At 56.8% G+C, this 18,806-nt stretch carries 16 protein-coding genes; 8 read left to right on the top strand and 8 right to left on the bottom strand.

From position 1 onward, the window contains the following. The coding region (locus LD28_RS23725; RefSeq protein ID WP_206538772.1) for a hypothetical protein at positions 1–241 on the top strand (241 nt) is incomplete at its 5' end. 61 nt (positions 242–302) lie between these two features. After that, positions 303–1,499, top strand: coding sequence for an NnrS family protein (locus tag LD28_RS0119625; RefSeq protein WP_033138593.1), 1,197 nt, complete (start codon positions 303–305; stop codon positions 1,497–1,499). Positions 1,500–1,515: 16 nt separating this feature from the next. Here LD28_RS0119625 and LD28_RS0119620 read toward each other — a convergent pair whose 3' ends face one another. Further along, positions 1,516–2,085: a helix-turn-helix domain-containing protein gene (locus tag LD28_RS0119620; protein ID WP_033138592.1), complete on the bottom strand. Its 570-nt coding sequence runs from the start codon at positions 2,083–2,085 to the stop codon at positions 1,516–1,518. A gap of 119 nt (positions 2,086–2,204) precedes the next feature. Here LD28_RS0119620 and LD28_RS0119615 point away from each other — a divergent pair, with 119 nt between their 5' ends. Together LD28_RS0119615 and LD28_RS0119610 are read left to right on the top strand one after the other, a co-directional pair. Further along, the gene (locus tag LD28_RS0119615; protein ID WP_033138591.1) at positions 2,205–3,365 is read left to right on the top strand and encodes a benzoate/H(+) symporter BenE family transporter; all 1,161 of its coding nucleotides are present in this window, start codon (positions 2,205–2,207) and stop codon (positions 3,363–3,365) included. A gap of 136 nt (positions 3,366–3,501) precedes the next feature. After that, positions 3,502–4,566, top strand: coding sequence for a DUF3103 family protein (locus LD28_RS0119610; RefSeq protein ID WP_033138590.1), 1,065 nt, complete (start codon positions 3,502–3,504; stop codon positions 4,564–4,566). Between the two features lie 69 nt (positions 4,567–4,635). Here LD28_RS0119610 and metF read toward each other — a convergent pair whose 3' ends face one another. Continuing rightward, complete coding sequence (metF, locus tag LD28_RS0119605; RefSeq protein ID WP_033138589.1) at positions 4,636–5,526, bottom strand: methylenetetrahydrofolate reductase; 891 nt, start codon at positions 5,524–5,526, stop codon at positions 4,636–4,638. Positions 5,527–5,855: 329 nt separating this feature from the next. Here metF and LD28_RS0119600 point away from each other — a divergent pair, with 329 nt between their 5' ends. Then, positions 5,856–6,656: a GNAT family N-acetyltransferase gene (locus tag LD28_RS0119600; protein ID WP_033138588.1), complete on the top strand. Its 801-nt coding sequence runs from the start codon at positions 5,856–5,858 to the stop codon at positions 6,654–6,656. A gap of 72 nt (positions 6,657–6,728) precedes the next feature. On the opposite strand, the gene LD28_RS0119595 is transcribed toward LD28_RS0119600, so the two are convergent. From LD28_RS0119595 to uvrA, 5 genes are all read right to left on the bottom strand, one after another. Beyond that, positions 6,729–8,189, bottom strand: a complete 1,461-nt coding sequence (locus LD28_RS0119595) for an ABC transporter substrate-binding protein (protein WP_033138587.1) — start codon at positions 8,187–8,189, stop codon at positions 6,729–6,731. 8 nt (positions 8,190–8,197) lie between these two features. Beyond that, complete coding sequence (locus LD28_RS0119590; protein WP_033138586.1) at positions 8,198–10,177, bottom strand: methyl-accepting chemotaxis protein; 1,980 nt, start codon at positions 10,175–10,177, stop codon at positions 8,198–8,200. 231 nt (positions 10,178–10,408) lie between these two features. Further along, positions 10,409–11,008: an OmpW family outer membrane protein gene (locus tag LD28_RS0119585; protein WP_033138585.1), complete on the bottom strand. Its 600-nt coding sequence runs from the start codon at positions 11,006–11,008 to the stop codon at positions 10,409–10,411. 455 nt (positions 11,009–11,463) lie between these two features. Further along, a complete protein-coding gene (locus LD28_RS0119580) occupies positions 11,464–13,137 on the bottom strand; it encodes a sensor domain-containing diguanylate cyclase (RefSeq protein ID WP_033138584.1) in 1,674 nt (557 codons plus the stop codon). Between the two features lie 122 nt (positions 13,138–13,259). Continuing rightward, a complete protein-coding gene (uvrA, locus tag LD28_RS0119575) occupies positions 13,260–16,088 on the bottom strand; it encodes an excinuclease ABC subunit UvrA (protein WP_033138583.1) in 2,829 nt (942 codons plus the stop codon). A 382-nt stretch (positions 16,089–16,470) separates the two neighbouring features. On the opposite strand from uvrA, the gene LD28_RS0119570 reads away from it, so the two are divergent. Together LD28_RS0119570 and LD28_RS0119565 are read left to right on the top strand one after the other, a co-directional pair. After that, positions 16,471–17,058 (top strand): single-stranded DNA-binding protein, encoded by a 588-nt coding sequence (locus tag LD28_RS0119570; protein WP_033138582.1) that lies wholly within the window; start codon positions 16,471–16,473, stop codon positions 17,056–17,058. Positions 17,059–17,209: 151 nt separating this feature from the next. Next, the gene (locus LD28_RS0119565; protein WP_033138581.1) at positions 17,210–17,953 is read left to right on the top strand and encodes a substrate-binding periplasmic protein; all 744 of its coding nucleotides are present in this window, start codon (positions 17,210–17,212) and stop codon (positions 17,951–17,953) included. Positions 17,954–18,032: 79 nt separating this feature from the next. Here the strand turns inward: LD28_RS0119565 and LD28_RS23930 are convergent, their stop codons facing one another. Then, positions 18,033–18,158 carry a hypothetical protein gene (locus tag LD28_RS23930; RefSeq protein ID WP_257686581.1) on the bottom strand — a complete coding sequence of 42 codons (126 nt, stop codon included), beginning with the start codon at positions 18,156–18,158 and terminating at the stop codon, positions 18,033–18,035. Between the two features lie 460 nt (positions 18,159–18,618). On the opposite strand from LD28_RS23930, the gene LD28_RS0119560 reads away from it, so the two are divergent. Next, on the top strand, positions 18,619–18,806 hold a 188-nt coding region (locus LD28_RS0119560), incomplete at its 3' end, for a cation efflux transmembrane domain-containing protein (RefSeq protein WP_033138580.1).

Raw genomic sequence — 18,806 nt, 5'->3', positions numbered from 1 at the left:
ATATTACGCTTCTCACTTCGAAAGTCAAGCGATTGTTTTCGCTTTTCTTTCGGCGCCCACTTCACCAGGAAGCTGGCTCATCAGTTCGGCGTGTTCCGCCGTGCTGGTAGGGGCGCATTATAGGGAGCCGCGCCGGGATGACAAGGGATTTTTCAGTAAAAAAGTTCGTTCGCTCAGATATCAAGCAACCACCTCTTTTTTTGTTCGAAATGGCATCAATCCTGACTATTACCGGATTTAAATTGAACATTTGAAAAGCCAATTTATAATTGCCATCTCAAATGTTTAATTGGAATGCCCTCATGCATCAAATCCTCGATAGCCATAAGGAAGAGCAAATCGTCCCGCTGTTCCGCCTGGGGTTCCGACCCTTCTTCTTGTTCGGGGCTCTGTTTGCTGCCGTCGCCATGTTGCTCTGGCTGGGGCAGCTCAACGGTTGGCTAACCCTGCCCGGGATTGGCAACCCGATCTGGTGGCATGGTCATGAGATGCTGTTTGGTTTCGGGGCCGCCATCGTCGCGGGTTTTCTGCTCACCGCGGTGCAGAACTGGACGGCCCATCCCGGTATTCGGAGCTGGCCATTGGCACTGGTGGTGGGGTTGTGGATATTGCCAAGGACATTGTTACCCTGGCTGGGTGAGGAGAATACGCTCCTGATGGTAGCAGACCTGCTCTGGCTACCGCTTTGCGCCTGGTTCCTTGCCAAGCCTATTTTAATCACCCGGCAATGGCGCAATCTCTTCTTCGTGCCCCTGCTGCTGATATTGACCCTGCTCAATGGCGCCAGCTGGTTATGGCATGCAGAGTGGAGCACCGTTGAGCATCTGCTGATCACAACTGTGCTGCTGTTTACCACCCTGATCGCCGTGATGGGTGGAAGGGTGATTCCGTTCTTCACCGCCCGAGCAACCGGTCAGGAGAAAGCTGCACCCCTGCTCTGGCTGGAACGGGCAACGCTTGCTGCACAGTGGCTTATCTTGCTGCTCTGGCTGCTGCTCCCCACCCAGTGGGTCACCAGCATATATATAGCGCCTCTCTATATAGTGGCGGCGAGTTTGCAACTGTGGCGGCAACTGCGTTGGCATCTGCCATCGACCCTTGCACATCCACTGCTGTGGTCACTCCATCTCGCCTATCTGTTTATTCCCATTGGCCTGTTCGCCCTTGCGGCACATAGCGCGGATCTGCCCATCACGCTGTCGATGGCCAGCCACCTGCTCAGCGCAGGCTGCATGGGGACCATGATCCTGGGCATGATTGCGCGAGTATCCCTCGGCCATAGCGGTCGAACCTTGCAGGTGGGACGCAGGATCACTGGCGCATTTGCCTTGGTCATCGCTGCCGCCACAATGCGGGTGGTAATTCCGCTGTTCTGGCCTGCTTATACCCTGCATGGCTGGAACCTCAGCGCGCTTGCCTGGATCGCTGCCTATGGTCTGTTTGTCTGGGTCTATACCCCGATACTGACCCGCCCCAGAGCAGATGGTCGACCGGGTTGATCTCTGCGGAACATGTTCAGGGTGTTGCCACCGGATAGTGGATCAGGTTATGGAAAATAGCAGGGGCAATGCCCAGATTGCGATAACCGTGGGGATGGTCGGCAGCAAAGCGCACCGCCTCCCCTTGCGCCAGTGTGCGCCACTCTCCTTCCACCAGTACCTCCATCATGCCGCTGATGACGATGACATGCTCGGTCACTCCCGGCTCATGGGGGTCAGATTCACGCTGGTAACCCGGCAACAGGGTCAGCTCAAGCAATTCGAAGCCAAACCGGTTTTCATAAGGGAAGAGAGGGGCCACTTGCATGCCCTCTCCCGCAGGTTGCTGGCGAATGGCATCGGCGATGCGATAGAGCACCTCTGCCTGCGCGGCTGGAGTGGGCTCGATGAAACTGGAAAATGAGACTCGAAAACCGGTCGCAATCTTCCACAACGTCGCCACCGTTGGGCTGGACTCTCCCCGCTCAATCTGCCCCAACATCGCCTTGCTGACACCCGTTTCGCGCGCGGCGGCATCCAGGCTCCAGCCGCGCTCGCTGCGCAGCCCCTTCAGTCGAGCGGCCAGATACTGACTCATCTCTTGCATAACTGCCTCTTTATCACTCTTGCAAGACGCGCCTTGTGCGCTATAACGCACAAGGATATAGTCAAAACCAGATTGTACGTAATAACGCACAGTGCGTCACAACGCCAAGAGGAAGTCTCATGCCCTTCGCCCTCCCCCATCTGGTCGCAGGCTTTATCGCCGTGATGGTCGGCTACACCAGCTCCGTCATCCTGATCATCCAGTCCGCCACGGCGGCTGGCGCTGATAGTGCCCAAGTCGCCTCCTGGCTCTGGACGCTGGGGATCGGCATGGGGGTGAGCTGCATCGGCCTCTCTCTCTATTACCGCATACCCGTGCTCACCGCCTGGTCAACCCCGGGCGCGGCCCTGCTGATCACTACGCTGAGCAACTTTACCCTGGCGGAAGCCATCGGCGCCTTTGTGATCTCGTCCCTGCTGATTACCCTGTGTGGCATCAGCGGCTGGTTCGACCGTTTGATGAGGCATATCCCCGCTCCACTGGCCGCCGCCATGCTCGCTGGCGTGCTGCTCAAATTCGGGCTGGATCTGTTCAAGGTCGCCCCGCAAGATCCCTTGCTGCTTGGCACCCTGCTGCTGACCTTCCTGCTGGGGCGTCATCTCTGGCCCCGCTATACCATGGTGCTGGTACTGGGAGTGGGGATGCTGATCTGCAGCGTGCGGGGGGAGTTGCAGCTGGCTACCCTTCACTGGCAGCTCGCCAGCCCGCTCTGGACATGGCCGACCTTCTCCCTTGATGCTCTGTTTGGCATCGCGCTGCCGTTGTTCATTGTCACCATGACATCGCAAAACATGCCGGGGATCGCCATCTTGCGGGCCCATGGCTATCACCCAGCCACCTCCTCGCTGATCAGCTGGACCGGCCTGACCGGCCTGCTGCTCGCCCCTTTTGGCGGCTATGCCTTCAATCTGGCCGCCATCACCGCCGCCATCTGCATGGGCAAAGAGGTCGATCCGGATATCAAGCGCCGCTGGCCTGCTGCGGTCTGGGCGGGTGGCTTTTATCTTGTGACCGGCTGCTTTGGCGCAACCGTCGCCGCCCTGTTTAGCGCCTTCCCGGCAGCCCTTATCACCTGCGTCGCCGGATTGGCCCTGCTAGGCACCATCGGCAGCAGCCTGCACTCGGCCCTGCAACAAGATGAGGCGCGGGAAGCTGCGTTGCTTACCTTCATCATTACCGCGTCCGGGATCAGCCTGCTCGGCATCGCGGCGGCCTGCTGGGGTCTGCTGGTTGGCCTCGTTATCTATCAGTTCCAATCATATCGACAAAGGAATCAATGAGACCTCAAACCGTGATGGCCTGCGCAAGATCCAGATAAATTAATTCACAGATGAAACTAATTGCCCTTTAGTGGTGTCAGGGCATCAATCTTTCCGGACATGGTGCCCCGTCAGGCTCATGCAATGGAGAACAATAATGAAACATCATGCTCTCATCATTTTGTTGGCGCTTCTGGGCGTCAGCACGGCACACGCAGCCGACACCGACAGGGAGCTGGCTCGCCAGCTCGCACTTCAGCAGAAAAATCTGCTGCCCCTGCTGAGCAATCAGCAATACCAAAGCCCGCTTCCCAACCTGCTGCAAAAAGCCAGCCCACGCCTCAAACGGCAGGCGACCGATGCCAACCAGGCGGCCATCAGCCGGCAAGGGCTGGATGGTGAGGTCAAGCAACTGATGCAGTTGCGGCTGGCCAACACCGAGCAGGCCGCCGCACTGCAACAGGGCGTCGAACCGCTGGTCGCCTATGTTCCGAGTGGGGATGAGAAGAACTGGAGCGCCATTGAAGCATTCGACAGCGCAGGCAATCCCGTCTATCTGGATGTGGACAAGGCACCGGCCCGGCCGGTTCTGGTGGTCGAAGCCGATCCCGTCAAAGCCAAGGACGCAGGCTTGAAGGTGATGCGCAAGGCACTGGCCGATGCGGATCTGCAAAGCGCCCCGCGAGCGGCGGCCAGCACGGCGCCGCTCAAGACCAGTATCCTGAAAAAGATCAGACTGAGGGATGATCAGGAGCCCTGGCTGCTCGGCGCGGCCGAAGTGTATGCAGTGGTCGCAGGGGTCAATCCCAGCCGGGATGAACCTGTGGTCGATATTGTCGACATGCCCTACCTCGACTATGACAACACCGATTACACCCCCAACCAGATCCTTGTTTACTGGGATCGCTATCGCTGGGGTGCCGTCGACGTGGTGATGATGGAGCAGGATGACAACGTCAACTACAAGGAGCTGAGCGCCTTGCTGATCGAGGCCCTTAAACTCGGCTTTACTGCGGGTGGGGTACCGGAAGCGCTGCCCTTCCTCGATCTTGGTGGTCGCATCGTCAAGGCGCTGCCCGACTCCTGGATGACCAACAACGACGACTATCTGGATACCTTCTACACACTGGAGCAAGATCAGGTCTATCACCAGTATCCGGGGGCTGCCGGTAATGCGGTTATCGATCTTGAGCCAAAAGAGATCGCCCCAACCAGACCGTGATAATCGACCATAACGAAAAAGCCAATGAGCAACTCATTGGCTTTTTGCTTTTATCACGGTGACCACTGGTCAGCCCTTGGGACGAACCCCCAGGGTATGACAGATGGCATAGGTCAACTCGGAGCGATTGAGGGTATAGAAGTGGAAATCCTTCACCCCCTCCTGACTTAGCACGCGCACCTGATCGATGGCGATGCTCGCCCCCACCAGATTACGGGTCATCTGATCGTTATCCAGCCCCTCGAAACGCTGATGCATCCAGCGCGGGATCTTCACGTTGGTGAAACCGGCGAACTTGGCCAGCGTCTGGTAGTTGGAGACCGGCAGGATCCCCGGCACGATTTCGGCATCGATGCCGATGGCAGCGCAGCGATCCCGAAAGCGCAGATACGTTTCCACATCGAAGAAGAATTGGGTAATGGCACGGTTGGCACCGGCATCGATCTTGCGTTTGAGGTTGAGCAGATCGGATTGCGCACTCTTGGCCTCCGGGTGCCCTTCCGGATAGGCGGCAACCGAGATATCGAAATCGGCCTCTGACTTGAGCAGGGCAACCAGATCGGTGGCATACATATCCGGCTTGTCCAACCCCTGCGGCAAGTCACCGCGCAGAGCCACGATATGGCGAATACCGCTATTCCAGTAGTCGCGGGCGATGGTACGCAGCTCGTCGCGGCTGGCATCAATACAGGTCAGGTGCGGCGCGGCAATCAGGCCGGTCCGCTCCTTGATGTCCTTGATCACCTTGTGGGTGCGATCACGGGTGCCGGAGTTGGCGCCATAGGTGACGGAGACGAATTTGGGTTCCAGCACTTTCAGCCGTTCGATGGACTGCCAGAGGGTGTTTTCCATCCCTTCACTGTTGGGCGGAAAAAACTCGAAACTGACCGATATATCGCCATTCAAATCTGCCAAGCTCTGGTTGAGCGCCTCAACCTGACGTGCACTGTGAAATCCCATCTGCTCTTCTCCCAGTCCTGCAATCCATCTGCCTACGTCAAAACGGATGTTTGGACGTCTAAACGTCTTTATATTTATGAGTAAAACGCTACAAAGTCAACAGGGATTTACCTCACTTCCGATCCGATGAACTTCATATTTACAAAATTAACGGTAAGTAACAGGAAAGTGCCCATCCCAAAATCGCCCCAGTCGAGTTATCATGGGGGCAGATCGTCCTGGACGTTCTGAATCTGCGTGTGATTGTTTGGCCGGAGGTTTCTCCGGCCCCTTTTCATCTATTCCGCACTCCTGCCGATAACAGAATGAGTCTTTGCAGGAGCACCATCATGGATACCCACCCCGGCTTTGCCACCGACTTGCTTTTTGATCGCTACCAAGGCGAGGTCACCCGACACGAGCAGTTCTGGGCGGTTCGCACGCCGGATGCACCCGACTACTACTTCGGCAACTACCTGCTGCTCCCCATCCCCCCCAGCGACCATGACAAAGGCTGGCTGGAAGCCGCTTTTGATCAGCTGATCGGCCAGGATCCCAGAGTACGTCACCGAACATTTCAGTGGCCACTGGCTGCAGGACAAAACAGCCGGATCGCCGGTTTTGTCGCAACCGGATACCAATACATGGAGTGCGTGGTGCTGGCGCTGGATGAGCAGAACTGCCCGCCCCCTAACGGCGACATGGACAAGGTTCAGGCTCGTCCCTTCACCATTGCTGATTGGCCAGAGTGGCTCGAATTCGAACTCCATGAGCGGGATGAGGGACACTCGGAACAGAGCTATCTACCCTATCTGCGATCCCGTCAGGCGCTCTATCAAGCCATGATTGCCGATGGGCTCGGGGAGTGGTGGGGGATCTGGCAAGAGGGACAACTGGTCGCCAGTTGTGGTCTCTTCTTTTGCGGCACGCTAGGACGCTTCCAGTTGGTACGCACTCACCAAGCGTGGCGCAACAAGGGGTTATGCCGCCAGCTGCTCAGTCAGGTGGCTCGCGCAGGATTGTCCCGCGCCAAACAGCTGATTATCGTGGCCGACGAACACTACCATGCCCAGCGAATTTACCGATCTCTGGGGTTCGCCCCGGTTGCCCGCATCGGCAGCCTTTGCCGCTGGCCCCACGAAGCACAATAAAGCGATGCATGCTGGCCGCGAGCCATAAAAAACGGGAGGCTGATGCCTCCCGTTGTTATTGATGCAGATGACTTATTGCTGCGGCGCTTCCAGCTCGTTGGAGAGCGCCTGCTCCACCTCATCCGAAGGGACCGGTAATGGCGCAGCGGCGGCTGATGCGGGTTCTGCGGGAATAACAGCAGGTGCCACCACAGCAGGCGTTTCACTGGTCGCGGGTGCAGCGGACACCGCAGCAGCCGGCGCTGACACCGGAGTCGGGGCAACCGCATCACACTGACAATCTGCACTCTTGGCCTTGTTGCCCTGATGAGGGGCATACCAGCCCTTCAAGCCACCTTCCAGTCGATCCGCGGCAGCCTTGGGCTCCATCTTGCCAAGCATCACCGCCTGACTCACCTCGGCCAGTTCATCCCCCAACTTGGGCGTACCACGGGAGAGGATCTGGGTCGCCACCCGAATAGTTGAGTCACACTGATCGCGCCACTCCATCATCTCTTTGGCCGCCGGATTGGTGACATCGAAGAAGTGGTTGGAGAGGGAGAAAAATCCCGGCAACGAGTTGGTATAGAGCTCGGCAAATTGCGGCGTCGTCAGCCACTGCAGGAAGGCCATGGCCCCCTCTTTGTTCTTGCTTGCCGGGTTCATCCCCATACCGATATCGGTGTGATCGGTAAAGAAGCAACCGTCTCCCTGTTTGGCCACCGGCGGACGCATGACGCCAAAATCAACCTTGCCGGTAAAGGGGGCAATCTCCCAGGATCCTGCAACATAGAAAGCGGCCTTGCCGGAGGTAAACAGCTCGTTGCTGGTCGCGTAATCGCGACTCTCGGCCCCCTCACCGAGGTAGGAGCGCCAACGGGCAAGTTCATCGAACACCTTCACATATTGCGGGTTGTCCAGCCGCTCCTGCCCACCGATCAGCGCCAGACGGCCATCTTCCCCTTTCCAGTAATTGGGACCAATGTTCTGGAAGCCAAGTTCGGAGGCGACCCAGCTCTCGGAACCGCTCATGGCCAGCGGCACATAGCGACCATCGGCCTTGATCTTGTCCAGCACGGCAAAGAACTGGTCGCGGGTTTGCGGTAATGTCAGCCCCAACTCACTGAAGATCTTCTTGTTATAGAAGAAGCCATGGATCACCGAGGCCATCGGCACACAGAAAGTCTGGGCACCGGAATCAGTCTGCCAAGGCGACTGGGCAAAACTTGGGAAGTTTTCCATCCCCGCCATTTCAGTCAGCTCGGCCAGATGGCCCGCCTTGAACAGGGCGAGCGAATCATCAAACGGACGACAGGTGATCAAGTCCCCTGCCTTGCCCCCTTTCAGACTCTCCCACAGGGTGGGCATGTAGTTGACGTTCTGCACCGGGTGAAAACTCACCTTGATGCCGGGATGTGCCGCTTCAAACGCCGGGATGATCTTCTGTTCCCACAGCGCTTTGTCATCGGTTCGCCAGCTCTCAATCACCAGCTCGCTGGCCATCAGCTGGCCACACAACAGGAGACTCAGGGCTCCAATCCACTTTTTAGACATAAGCCCTCCTAGACCTTGAAATGTGCGATCAATTGCTGCTGTTTGGCGACCAGGTCGGCCAGCACTTCGCTGCTGCTGGCGGATTCGCGCGCCTCCCGCTCGGTCTCGTATGCCACATCGGCAATACCGGCGATATGACGAGCGACCCCCTGACTGACGGAGATCTGCTCCTGAGCGGCATGGGCAACCTGATCGGCCATCGACTTGATGGCACCCATCCGATCGGCAATGGATTGCAGCGCCACATCCATCTCGCGGGTCTGCTCGACACAGCTTTGGGTTTGCTCCTGGCTGCGCCCCATCACTTCGACCACATGCTTGCTGGAGCTCTGCAGGTTCTCAATCATCCCCTGGATCTCTTCGGTCGAGGTCTGGGTGCGATTGGCCAGTGCCCGCACTTCATCTGCAACCACCGCAAAACCGCGACCGGCATCCCCAGCACGGGCGGCTTCGATAGCCGCGTTCAACGCCAGCAGGTTGGTCTGTTCGGCAATGCTGCGGATCACATCGAGAATGCTGCCGATGTTGTTGCTGAATTCCCCCAGCTTGTAGGTAATGCCGACCGCCTCTTCCATGGCGCCAGCCAACTGCTCGGTGATCCGGCGAGTAGTGGCCACTTTCTGGCGACCACTGCGCGCCTCGTCATCGGCCAGATCCACTTCCCGCTTGGTGCCATCCGTAGAGCGGGCCACCTCGGTGGCGCTCACTTCCAGCTCGGTAATGGCGGCGGCAACCTGATCGGTCTGGCTCTTCTGCTCCTGCACCCGGGACATGGCCCGTTCGCTGATCTCGGCGGCGCGGCTCGCCTCATCCACCAGATGGCGGGAGCCCGCATTGATTTGAGAGAGCAGCTCGCCGGTCTTGCCCGCCAGCGTATCGATGGAACGAGAGAGACTGCCAAATTCGCAACTGCTGCGGTAGTTGATGCGGCGGGTCATGTCGCCGGCCGCCATGTAATCCAGCTCCTTGTTGATCATCTGTAACGGGCGCTGAATGCTGCGCGCCGTGGTATAGCCGATCACCAGCGCTGCAGCGGCCGACATCGCGGCAACTACCAAGATCCAGAAGCTGGCACTGCTGACCGCCGCATCGGCGTTGATCCGGCTCTCGCTGGCGATGGCACCGGCAGACTTGCCCATCTCATCGAGCAGATTGAGGCTATTGACCAGACTGGCATCCAGCTGCTGATTCTGCGTGGCCAGCGACAGCTCCAGTTGTTGGGCCTGACGCATGGTCGCCAACAAGCCCTGAGCGCCGAGCGCCAGCTCCTGCATTCGATCCAGATTGGAGACAAACCGCGCTTTCACATCATCCGGCACCAATACCCGCTCCAGACGCTTGCGCGCCATCTCGATATCCTTGCTCAGCACCTTTTCCAGCTCGTTTAGATCAGTCTTGGCATCGGCACGGCGGATATTTTTCAGGTCCCGGGCGATACCGGAAGTAATGAGTTCCGCCTTGTTGCGCATCGAGCGCTTGCTGGCGGTCTGTTGCAGCAGCAGGTCCGCCGCCCACTGGTAGGTATCCTCAAGACGGATAAATTCCATCTCCAGTTTGTGGCGCTGATCCCAGGTATTCACCCACTGTCCATGCTGGGCCAGCACTTGATCGGCCAAACTATAAAACTGACTAGTTGCGCCCTCGACCTGCTGGAAACGGGCACGGGCATCAGCCACCTCGGTGAATTTCCCCATCTCCTGGCTCAGCTGGGCAAAACGGTTCTGCTGCTCCTTGAACTTGCTGGCAAGCTGCGGCAACTGGACTGCATCTTCACTGGTGCGATAAACCAGCACCCAGCGGTTACTATCCTGCAATGCCCCCTTGAGACCTGCAACAGCCACCACCAGCGGAGTTGCCCGGTCAGATACAGCAGAGAGGCCGTCGTTTATACCCTTGATTTTAATGGTACTGATCACGCCAAGCAGGATCAGCAACAGCAGCATCAACACAAATCCGGCGATGATCCGCTGCACGATAGATAAACCCATGGAGACATCCTCACTCATTGGGGAAAGGTAAAGTGAACATAGTCACTATCGGCAGGGGTGGCGAATGGCTGAACTAGAACAGGGGGTATTTAATGGATTTGTATTGTGTTGGATCACAATCTGCCAGAGTTCGGCTGATATAAAAAAGCCCGACCTGAGTCGGGCTGAAAGAGACGTACTTTGCTATTTTCCGTGGCCACCTAATAAAGGTCAGCCACCAGAATCAGATCATTAGAAGCGGTAACCCGCGCCTACCATAAAGACCATAGGGTCAATTTTGGCGTTGATGGTACCAACGGTTTGAGTGTGAACATCGGTATCAATATCCATGATCCAGGCGGAGCCGTTCACAAACCAGCGGTCGGTAATTGCCATGTCGATACCGACTTGTCCGGCAACACCCCAAGAGCTATCCAGACTGATATCGTCATTTGCCAGTGGGCCACGGCCCTTCTCGTCAAAGAAGGTGGTGTAGTTCACACCAACGCCAACGTACGGGCGCACCTTGCTTTTGGCATCACCAAAATAATATTGAGCCATCAGGGTCGGTGGCAAGTGCTTAACCTTGGCCACTTCAGTATCACCCAGTTTCACAGAATGGGAGAATGGCGTCGCAGCCAGCAACTCAACACCGAAGTTATCTGTCGCCATATAGGTCAGAGTTAAACCAAGCTGCATATTGTCATTGATGGTTAGATCAATCGGGGAGGTACTCTCTTGCGGAGAAACAAAAGCAGCACCACCACGAACCAGAATGTCGCCAGCCTGGTGAGCCATGGCGAAAGGAGAGGTCACTGCAGCGGCAATCATCAGAGGAAGTAATTTTTTCATCACGTAATCCCTTTTTTGTTTTCATTTGATGCTGTAAGCCTGCTGACTATAGAGCTTTGTAAATGCAAAGTTATTGACTTGGAGCAAACGTTGCACAGAAATAAATCGATTGGGATGACATCTTTATCGTCAATCCTGCCTGACTACAAAACCGGATGCAGCACGAAAACTATCGCCATGCAGACCTTGAGAGACGGCGTAACCAAGGGCAAAGGTGCTCGCACCGCACACCTTTACATGACACCAAACAACGATTAATTGTTGTTAATTCAAACAAATAGGCGTATTTTTGCAGCACGAAAGTTATTTGTAAGTGATTTTTTATTTATGAAAAATGAGTCGCGATGGCACAAGGTGGGAACGTTTCTCGCTGCTGCCTGGGGGATCGGATCCTTTCTCTTTATTCTGCTCGGTTTTATCGTCGCACTGGCCTATCTGGTTTTGGTAAGACAGGGCTAATCCCGATTTTCTGCCCGTTGCAGCTGTAGGTATTGACCTTCAGCGAGCTCGGTAACCGTCATAGCTACAGCCTCCGGGGAAAGTAGCCTCGTATAGCCACACCACTGGTTTCGTCCCCCCTCTTTAGCCCGATAAAGAGCCATATCAGCCAATTTGAAGCTATGGCTCCAAAATGTATCGGGTATTGATGGGTGCAATGGATAGCGACAAAAACCTGACGAAACCGTCAATCGTAACGGCGTCTCATCCTTGCCAAACCGATGTTGCGCGACACGCTGCCTGAAATACTCGACCCGCAATGCCACCTCTTCATCTTCATCCATCTGCAACAACAGCAAAAACTCCTCCCCACCCAATCTGATAATCGGCTCAGCCTCACTCACCACCAGTTTGCGAAGCAGGTCGGCCAACTGGCTCAAAACCAGATCGCCAATATCATGACCCAACTGATCATTGATCCGTTTGAAATGGTCGAGATCCAGTAACAACAGCAGGCAGGGAGTAGCATGATGGATCTGCAACCAGCTATCCAGATAGCGTCGATTGCAACAGCGGGTCAACGGATCAGTGGAGGCGGCCATCTCCATCTGACGAGACTTGGCCAGTAACTCATCGTGCTGCAGACTGACCTTGCTGGCCATCTCCCTGAACTTGCCGCTCAGGGTGGCCATCTCGGCGCTGCTGTCGATATAGGGGATCAAACTGGCATCTGGCCGATCACCAAAGCGCTGCAGCGCCGACACCAGTTGCTGCAACGGGGTAAGCACAATGCCGTTGAGCCGGTACATGGCGATCATGACGCAAAGAAAACTGATAAACAGCATGCCAATGAAGGTCCAGATCGCCCCCTCCATGACACCACTCAAGACCTTTCGCTCCTCCTCAATCACCAGGGTCAACACCGGCAGGCTATCGCCGTTGAGCAATCGCACTTCTCCCCTCAGCCGAGTCAGCCCAAGGTCGATCAGGCGATACGTTATTTGCGGTTTCAGCGGTTTGAAGGTGGCGGTGACATCCAGATTGGAGTGAGAGATAGCCAGTGGCAGCGCGGTACGCTCTGATACCTGCTCGAGATAGGCCTTGTCGAGCCAACGTACAACCAGCAAGAAACCGTTGAACGGGGCCGACTCGTCACTGTTTCTGATCGGCTGCCATGAGTACATCAGCGGTCCCCACTGGGAAGCGCGGATCCCGTGCAGATTAATGCCCCCTTGCGCCACCGATCGCTCTCTTAACTGCTTTTTCAGTTCATCAAGGAAGTAGGGAAACTGATCCGGGTTGATCCCCGGCGCATCGGGCAGCAAGGTGCGTGTCCAGATCTCGTAGCCGCTGAGATCCATAAAGCTCATCAGGTTGAGACTAAAGTCCCGCATCGGCATGTCATGGAACAGGTTGGATTCGATGTACGCCCTGCTTTTGGTGCCCATAAAGCGGTGGCTGTCGTCCCAGATGCCCCAGTCCCGGCTGAATGCATCCAGAGCTGCCACATCAGCCTGCACCGCCTTGCTCACACGCAGCAAATGCTCCTTCATTCGTTGCTCTTCAATCCGGCTGGCAGCCGGGATCTGGGCCCACGCCAGCAGGATCAGCAATAGCAGGATCGCCCCCAGCCAGATGGGGAACATGGAGTAAGCCAACTGATGATCAATCGTGCGCGGAGCCTGAGCCATAACCCGATATATCCATTACCATGACACTGAGATGCCAAGCTTGCCCACACCTGACGAGCTTCCCCCCTATGCTCCCGATTTTTATAACAAAAAGGGGCCAAAGGCCCCTCGATTATAACGGCTTAACGGGACAATAGTGGCCGCAAAAACCGTGCAGTATGAGACTCTTTATTGCCGCATATCTCCTCCGGCGTCCCCGTCACCAGAATGCGGCCACCACCGGCACCGCCCTCCGGCCCCAGATCGACGATCCAGTCGGCGGTTTTCACTACATCCAGGTTGTGTTCGATGATGACGATGGTATTGCCGCGATCCCGCAGCTGGTGCAGCACCTTGAGCAGCTGCTGGATGTCATGGAAGTGCAACCCGGTAGTCGGCTCGTCCAGAATATAGAGGGTCTGGCCGGTATCCCGCTTGGAGAGCTCCCGCGCCAGCTTGACCCGCTGCGCCTCGCCGCCCGACAGGGTGGTGGCCGACTGGCCAAGCCGGATATAGGAGAGGCCCACATCCATCAGGGTCTGCAGCTTGCGCGCCACTGCCGGTACCGGGTCGAAGAACTCGCGGGCATCTTCCACCGTCATCTCGAGGATTTCGTGGATATTCTTGCCCTTGTACTTCACCTCCAGCGTCTCCCGGTTGTAGCGCTTGCCCTTGCAGACGTCGCACGGCACGTAGACATCCGGCAGGAAGTGCATCTCCACCTTGATGACCCCATCCCCCTGACACGCCTCACAGCGCCCCCCCTTCACGTTGAAGGAGAAGCGGCCCGGCTGGTAGCCGCGCGAACGCGCCTCTTGGGTGCCGGAGAGCAGCTCGCGGATCGGCGTGAACAGTCCGGTGTAAGTGGCGGGGTTGGAGCGGGGAGTACGGCCGATGGGACTCTGGTCGATATCCACCACCTTGTCCAGATGCTCCAGTCCCTCAACGCTGCGATAGGGTGCCGGGGTGGACTCGGTCGCCTTGTTGAGCTCGCGGTGGGCGATGCGAAACAGGGTGTCGTTGATCAAAGTCGACTTGCCGGAGCCGGAGACGCCGGTAACGCAGGTCATCACCCCGATGGGCAGATCCAGGTTGACGTTGCGCAGGTTGTTGCCGCTCGCCCCCTTGAGTTTCAACCATTTGCCGGTGAGCGGCGTGCGCTCGGCCGGGATGGCGATCTGCTTGCGGCCGGAGAGGTAATCACCAGTCAGCGAATCCGGATTGTCGATAATCTGCTGGGGGGTGCCCTGCGCAACAATCTCGCCACCATGCACGCCAGCCCCGGGGCCGATATCAAGCACATGGTCGGCGAGACGAATGGCATCCTCGTCGTGCTCCACCACAATAACGGTGTTGCCCAGATCGCGCAGATGGGTCAGGGTCTTGAGCAGCCGCTCGTTGTCGCGCTGGTGCAGGCCGATGGAAGGTTCATCCAGCACATACATGACGCCTACCAGACCGGCACCGATCTGGCTGGCCAATCGAATGCGCTGCGCTTCACCGCCTGAGAGGGTCTCGGCGCTGCGCGACAGGCTCAGGTAGTTGAGACCCACATTCACCAGGAAGCCGAGCCGCTCGACGATCTCTTTCAATATCTTCTCGGCAATCTGGGCGCGCTGGCCGGTCAGGTTCAGCCCCTCAAAGAAGGCGAGCGCATCACCGATGGACTGCTCGGCGATTGCCGGCAGGTTGCGGTTGTCGACGAACACGTGACGCGCCTCTTCCCGCAGTCGGCTGCCGCCGCAGCTGGTACAGGATTTGTTGGCGATGTATTTGGAGAGCTCTTCGCGCACCGAGTTGGACTCGGTTTCGCGGTAGCGCCGCTCCATGTTGTGCAGGATCCCCTCAAACGGGTGTTTGCGCACCACCACATCGCCGCGATCGTTCATGTAGCGGAACTCGATCTCGGTGCGGCCGGAGCCGCGCAGGATCACCTCCTGGGTCTTGAGTGGCAAATCTTCCCATGGCGTTTCCAGATCGAACTTGTAGTGCTCGGAGAGGGATTTCAGCATCTGGAAATAGTAGAAGCTGCGCTTGTCCCAGCCGCGGATGGCGCCATTGGCCAGGCTGATGGAAGGATCACCGATCACCTTGGCCGGATCGAAATATTGCTGCACCCCGAGGCCATCACAGGTCGGGCAGGCACCGGCCGGATTGTTGAAGGAGAAGATGCGCGGCTCCAGCTCCGACATGGAGTAACCACACTCCGGACAGGCGAAGTTGGCGGAGAAGGTCATCGGGGCAACCCCCTCCTCCCCATCCATCGGCACCACCTGTACGATGCCGCCGGAGAGGGTCAGCGCCGTCTCGAACGACTCGGCCAGACGCAGGGCGAGGTCCTCGCGCACCTTGAAGCGATCCACCACCACCTCGATGGTGTGCTTCTTGTGCAGCTCCAGCGTCGGAGGATCGGAGAGATCGCACACCTCGCCGTCAATGCGGGCACGGATGTAGCCCTGCGCCGCCAGATTCTCCAGCAGCTTGGCGTGCTCCCCCTTGCGATCCCGCACCACCGGGGCCAGCAGCATCAGCTTGCTCCCCTCCGGCTGGGCCAGCACCTGATCCACCATCTGGCTGATGGTCTGGGCCGCGAGCGGAATGGCGTGAGTCGGGCAGCGCGGCTCACCGACCCGGGCAAACAGCAGACGCAGGTAGTCATAAATTTCGGTGATGGTGCCGACGGTCGAGCGCGGGTTATGGGAAGTAGACTTCTGCTCGATGGAGATGGCGGGCGAGAGCCCCTCGATGTGGTCGACGTCCGGCTTCTCCATCAGGGAGAGGAACTGGCGGGCATAGGCGGAGAGCGACTCCACATAGCGGCGCTGCCCCTCGGCATAGAGGGTATCGAACGCCAGAGAGGATTTGCCCGAACCGGAGAGGCCGGTAACCACGATCAGCTTGTCGCGGGGCAGGGTCAGATTGATGTTCTTGAGGTTGTGGGTGCGAGCACCCCGGACCACGATCTTTTCCATCTTGTTGCACGCTCGATACAGAAACCTGAGCGAGCCAGTATGGCATAGAGACTACTGGATGAATAGACAGGCATTATCTATCGCCATCATCCTTTTTTACGATTGGATCCGTATCTTCTCGACCCATGCCAGAGAGACGTTCTGCCTCCTCCCCCCAACCGGCAACACCACGCGGATGAGGGTGCGCAGGGACGCATCAGCTGTTACTATTGGGGGCTAAACGTGAGCCAGGTAATAAGTGAACATCAACCTGATTGCTGCTACGGGTATAGAAAAACCATGCTGTTCAATACGATAACAGCATGGGAAAGATAAAAGCGCGGTAACTCATTTGGTTGGCCCAGGCTTTGCCTGGCCGGAATATAAAGGTGGAAGAGAGATTATGGCCAGTCGAGGCATCAATAAAGTCATTCTGATCGGTAACCTCGGGAAAGACCCGGAAGTACGCTACATGCCGAGTGGCAATGCTGTGGCCAACATTACTCTGGCCACCTCTGAATCCTGGCGTGACAAGCAGACCGGTGAGCAGAAAGAGCGTACCGAGTGGCATAACGTGTCTTTGATTGGCAAGCTGGCAGAGATTGCTGGTGAGTACCTGAAGAAGGGCTCCCAGGTCTATGTGGAAGGCAAACTGCAGACCCGTAAATGGCAGGATCAAAGTGGTCAAGATCGTTATACCACTGAAGTGCTGGTCGACAGCTTCACTGGCGTGATGCAGATGCTGGGTGGCCGTCCGCAAGGTGGTCAGGGCATGGGCCAGAACATGGGTGGTCAATCCCAGGGCAACTGGGGTCAGCCGCAGCAGAGCATGCCTGCCCAGCAGCCGATGAACCAGCAGCGCCCGGCTCCGGCCCCGCAGCAAAACATGCAGCCGCAAGGCGGTTATGGCCGTCCGGCCCAGCAGCCACAATCTGCGCCGCCGGTATATAACGAGCCGCCGATGGATTTCGACGACGATATCCCGTTCTAAGAACAGAAATATTGAAAAGGCCCTGATAACTCAGGGTCTTTTTTTATGCACTCAAGGCTGAACCACTCAGCCCGAAAGGGATATGACGTTTTATGGCTGCCTACCTTACAGTGATGGATATTCTCGACAGGAGCGCTTTGTGAGAGGTGCAATGCAGCGGATCCCCCCTTTATTGCTACTACTGGCCAGCTTGCTGCCCGGTCAGTTGCTGGCCAAACCACTCAAGGTAGGGGTCAACTTTGCCATCCCCCCTTATGTCATCGAAGGCGATAACCGTGGTATCGAGCTGGATCTGCTGAAAGAGGCGTTCGCCGGTAGCGGCTATGAGCCCAGCTTTGAATTTCTGCCGCTGGAGCGCACCTTCCGCATGTTCGAATCGGGCAAACTGGATGCCATCATCAACGTCAAAGACGGCATCGTGGATCCCATCTTCCTGACCCATCCTGTCATCACCTTCCATAACAGGGTCTTCACCCTGAGCAACCACAGGGTGAAAACGATCGACGACTTGCAGCAAATGAGGGTAACCGCCTTCCAGCGTGCAAGGGTCATTCTGGGCAGCGCGTTTTCCACCATGGCCAGCCAGAATCCCCATTATGAAGAGGTAGCCAAGCAGCAGGGGCAAGTTCACCAGCTGATGCGAGGCAGGATCGACGCCGTGGTGCTGGAAGAGCGAGTATTCTACTACTATCTGGCACAGTTGATGGCTGCCCCCTTGGCTGGCGAGCACTACCACCCCAATCAGATACGGCGTGCAGAGCTCTTCCCACCCACCGTCTATCACTTCGCCTTTCGCTCGGCTGATGCCCTCAAGTTGTTTAACCATCGTCTTGGGGCAATGAAAAAGGATGGCCGTTATCAGCAAATTTTCGAGCGGTACGGCGCCAAGCCCTAATCCTGCGCCGGAAACATAAAAGCCAGCCCATGACAGGCTGGCCTTGTACTGGCTCCGGAGGAACAGCAGTAGAGGAGCGTTACTTCATTGCGCTGCCGTTTTTCAGATCTGCTTTCTGACGTTTGGCTTCGCGTTTCTCTTTCAGTGACATCTGCGGTTTTTTCTTGGCATCTTTGCCGTTGTGATGTTCTTTGTTACTCATCATCAAACTCCAAAAATGTTACCCAGACAGTTGGTTCCCAAAGGGAGCCAGCATGCCATCCGAATCATCAACTTCAGTACGCTTTATGGGATGGCACAAGGCCATCACCAGACCCAGCATACCCTCCACAGGCATCCGGATCCAGCCTCATTCTCTCCCAAAAAATACAGTGCTCAGCCCCCGGAACACGGAAGCCAAACGACCTCGACAGGAAAGACCAAAAAAGAGTAATTCGCATTATTAAATGTTGTCACACTCATATTAAGGCATCGCTTTCGAGATATTTTCACGGATAAAATAAATCCCTCTCATTATTTATTGCCGTTCAAGCGGCCACCATTTTAATAAGCATTCGCAATATCACCAGAAACATCAGGTTACAACACCGAATAGGTTATTTTCGGTCCGCCAGATATAATGCGCGCCGCACCGAAATATCCGTTTTTATTCAGGAAGCTGTGACATGAACAGAAAAACCAGAGCCGCCATGGTATCGGTCTGCTCCAATATCAGTCTGATCATCATGAAAGTGGTGGCCGGTTTCGCCAGCGGCTCGGTCAGTATCATCTCGGAGGCGATCCACTCCGCCATGGATCTGGTGGCGGCCCTGATCGCCCTGTTCGCGGTGAAAAAGTCCGATCTCCCGCCCGA

This window comes from Aeromonas finlandensis, assembly GCF_000764645.1.
Lineage (GTDB): Bacteria > Pseudomonadota > Gammaproteobacteria > Enterobacterales > Aeromonadaceae > Aeromonas > Aeromonas finlandensis.
The sequence above is the reverse complement of the archived record's forward strand: the minus strand, read 5'-3'. Positions and strand labels throughout refer to the sequence as shown.